The sequence below is a fragment of the Robertmurraya kyonggiensis genome, assembly GCF_005116465.1.
Lineage (GTDB): Bacteria > Bacillota > Bacilli > Bacillales > Cytobacillaceae > Robertmurraya > Robertmurraya kyonggiensis.
In genome coordinates, this window is record NZ_SWBM01000021.1 from 1 (window position 1) to 2,940 (window position 2,940).

A 2,940-nucleotide genomic window follows, 5' to 3' on the forward strand; every position below is an offset into this window, starting at 1 on the left:
CTATTTGGTTAAGTCCTCGAACGATTAGTATCAGTCAGCTCCACACGTCACCGCGCTTCCACCTCTGACCTATCAACCTGATCATCTTTCAGGGTTCTTACTAGCTTACGCTATGGGAAATCTCATCTCGAGGGGGGCTTCATGCTTAGATGCTTTCAGCACTTATCCCTTCCGCACATAGCTACCCAGCGATGCTCTTGGCAGAACAACTGGTACACCAGCGGTGCGTCCATCCCGGTCCTCTCGTACTAAGGACAGCTCCTCTCAAATTTCCTACGCCCACGACGGATAGGGACCGAACTGTCTCACGACGTTCTGAACCCAGCTCGCGTACCGCTTTAATGGGCGAACAGCCCAACCCTTGGGACCGACTACAGCCCCAGGATGCGATGAGCCGACATCGAGGTGCCAAACCTCCCCGTCGATGTGGACTCTTGGGGGAGATAAGCCTGTTATCCCCGGGGTAGCTTTTATCCGTTGAGCGATGGCCCTTCCATGCGGAACCACCGGATCACTAAGCCCGACTTTCGTCCCTGCTCGACTTGTAGGTCTCGCAGTCAAGCTCCCTTGTGCCTTTACACTCTACGAATGATTTCCAACCATTCTGAGGGAACCTTTGGGCGCCTCCGTTACTCTTTAGGAGGCGACCGCCCCAGTCAAACTGCCCACCTGACACTGTCTCCCACCTCGATAAGAGGTGCGGGTTAGAATTTCAATACAGCCAGAGTAGTATCCCACCGACGCCTCCACCGAAGCTAGCGCTCCGGCTTCTCAGGCTCCTACCTATCCTGTACAAGCTGTACCAAAATTCAATATCAGGCTACAGTAAAGCTCCACGGGGTCTTTCCGTCCTGTCGCGGGTAACCTGCATCTTCACAGGTACTATAATTTCACCGAGTCTCTCGTTGAGACAGTGCCCAGATCGTTACGCCTTTCGTGCGGGTCGGAACTTACCCGACAAGGAATTTCGCTACCTTAGGACCGTTATAGTTACGGCCGCCGTTTACTGGGGCTTCAATTCAGAGCTTCGCTTACGCTAACCCCTCCTCTTAACCTTCCAGCACCGGGCAGGCGTCAGCCCCTATACTTCGCCTTGCGGCTTCGCAGAGACCTGTGTTTTTGCTAAACAGTCGCCTGGGCCTATTCACTGCGGCTCTTCAGGGCTATTCACCCTAAAAAGCACCCCTTCTCCCGAAGTTACGGGGTCATTTTGCCGAGTTCCTTAACGAGAGTTCTCTCGCACACCTTAGGATTCTCTCCTCGCCTACCTGTGTCGGTTTGCGGTACGGGCACCTGTTTTCTCACTAGAGGCTTTTCTTGGCAGTGTGGAATCAGGAACTTCGGTACTATATTTCCCTCGCTATCACAGCTCAGCCTTCACGGTAAGCGGATTTTCCTGCTTACCAGCCTAACTGCTTAGACGCACATATCCAGCAGTGCGCTTACCCTATCCTCCTGCGTCCCCCCATCGCTCAAACAAAAACGAGGTGGTACAGGAATATCAACCTGTTGTCCATCGCCTACGCCTTTCGGCCTCGGCTTAGGTCCCGACTAACCCTGAGCGGACGAGCCTTCCTCAGGAAACCTTAGGCATACGGTGGATGGGATTCTCACCCATCTTTCGCTACTCATACCGGCATTCTCACTTCTAAGCGCTCCACCAGTCCTTCCGGTCTAGCTTCAACGCCCTTAGAACGCTCTCCTACCACGGATATCGTAGATATCCATCCACAGCTTCGGTGATACGTTTAGCCCCGGTACATTTTCGGCGCGGGGTCACTCGACCAGTGAGCTATTACGCACTCTTTAAATGGTGGCTGCTTCTAAGCCAACATCCTGGTTGTCTAAGCAACCCCACATCCTTTTCCACTTAACGTATACTTTGGGACCTTAGCTGGTGGTCTGGGCTGTTTCCCTTTTGACTACGGATCTTATCACTCGCAGTCTGACTCCCACGCTTGAGTACTTGGCATTCGGAGTTTGTCTGAATTCGGTAACCCGATGAGGGCCCCTAGTCCAAACAGTGCTCTACCTCCAAGACTCGTTATTCGTGAGGCTAGCCCTAAAGCTATTTCGGAGAGAACCAGCTATCTCCAAGTTCGATTGGAATTTCTCCGCTACCCACACCTCATCCCCGCACTTTTCAACGTGCGTGGGTTCGGTCCTCCATTCAGTGTTACCTGAACTTCAACCTGGACATGGGTAGATCACCTGGTTTCGGGTCTACGACTACATACTAATACGCCCTATTCAGACTCGCTTTCGCTACGGCTCCGTCTCTTCAACTTAACCTCGCATGCAATCGTAACTCGCCGGTTCATTCTACAAAAGGCACGCTATCACCCGTTAAAGGGCTCTAACTACTTGTAGGCACACGGTTTCAGGATCTCTTTCACTCCCCTTCCGGGGTGCTTTTCACCTTTCCCTCACGGTACTGGTTCACTATCGGTCACTAGGGAGTATTTAGCCTTGGGAGATGGTCCTCCCTGCTTCCGACGGGATTTCTCGTGTCCCGCCGTACTCAGGATACACTCAAGAGGGAACAAGGTTTCAACTACAGGGTTGTTACCTTCTTTGACCAGCCTTTCCAGACTTGTTCGTTTACCTCGTTCCTTTGTAACTCCGTATAGAGTGTCCTACAACCCCAAGAGGCAAGCCTCTTGGTTTGGGCTAATCCCGTTTCGCTCGCCGCTACTCAGGGAATCGCGTTTGCTTTCTCTTCCTCCGGGTACTTAGATGTTTCAGTTCCCCGGGTCTGCCTTCAATACCCTATGTATTCAGGTAAAGATATCATCCCATTACGGATGATGGGTTCCCCCATTCGGAAATCTCCGGATCAAAGCTTACTTACAGCTCCCCGAAGCATATCGGTGTTAGTCCCGTCCTTCATCGGCTCCTAGTGCCAAGGCATCCACCGTGCGCCCTTCATAACTTAACCTA

1 rRNA gene is annotated in these 2,940 nt (G+C 52.3%); it reads right to left on the minus strand.

The features are described from left to right. Positions 1 to 4: 4 nt before the first annotated feature. Positions 5 to 2,938: ribosomal RNA gene (locus FA727_RS23600) — 23S ribosomal RNA — on the minus strand. Between the last annotated feature and the right edge of the window lie 2 nt (positions 2,939 to 2,940).